Below are 965 nucleotides of genomic sequence, written 5' to 3' on the forward strand. Positions count from 1 at the left end.
GACTTTAGTTCAAAGCTTGCGCTTACCTGGCCTGGTGCACCTAAGGACTTTTCGCTAGGTAAACTATCAGGCTCTCTGTCACTGATACTCGAAGATGGATTTCTGCAAACTGACGATGAAAAAACAGGTGCTTTACGTCTGTTCGGCATCTTGAACGCTGAAGCGATAATGCGTCGTTTAAAGCTGGATTTCTCCGACCTGTATAAAAGTGGGGTCGGCTTCGACTCTTTTACGATGAACTCAAGTATAGATCAGGGCTTACTTACACTCTCTAAACCCTTGGTCATTGATGGGCCGGCAGGGAAGTACACCATAAACGGAAGTAGTGACTTAGCGAGTAAGGCGCTGGACCTGGACATGCTTATTGAGCTGCCTTTTTCGCAGAATGTGCCTTTGGCAGCTCTCGTTCTTGGTGCTCCTCAAATTGGAGGTTTAGTTTGGCTTGCAGACAAATTGCTTGGTGAACCCTTAAGTGCTTTAACTACTTCCCGATACGATATTACGGGTACGTGGCAAAAGCCTATAGTGGAATTAAAAGAGGCGGTAAACGCGAGCAAGAAAAAACGTAAGACGACTCAAACGCCTCAGCGAGTAACGCCACCAATAGAAGAGAGTGATGCGGGTGCAGAAAGCAATTTGGCACCGAATTAAAATACTACGACATCAATCAATTATATAAGGTAACGCCGTGGTTCGAGTTGCATGCATTCAAACGGTCAGTACTGATGAGCCAGAAGAAAATTTCAAGCTGGCGATGGAGGTACTCGAGCGTGAATTTTCTGGTTCTGATTGTGAGCTAGTTGTTTTCCCTGAAAACTTTCTTTATTTCGGCAGCGCACTAAATTCCCAGCTTCAGGAAAAGTTCGAAGGATATTTGGAAGCCTTTCGTCAATTTGCCAAAAATAATTCTATCAACCTGGTTTTGGGTAGTTTGCCGTTCCCCGCTTCGCTCTCACTTAGTTCAC

The 965-nt window shown here is 45.1% G+C and carries 2 protein-coding genes; both read left to right on the top strand.

All coding sequences use genetic code 11. The features are described from left to right. Positions 1-651, top strand: a 651-nt coding sequence (locus tag A3757_RS00495; protein ID WP_304439152.1) for an AsmA-like C-terminal region-containing protein, incomplete at its 5' end; no start/stop codon positions are given. A 37-nt stretch (positions 652-688) separates the two neighbouring features. Next, positions 689-965: nitrilase-related carbon-nitrogen hydrolase (locus A3757_RS00500; RefSeq protein ID WP_156506062.1), on the top strand; the 277-nt coding region annotated here is incomplete at its 3' end.

The sequence above is a fragment of the Oleiphilus sp. HI0117 genome, assembly GCF_001635235.1.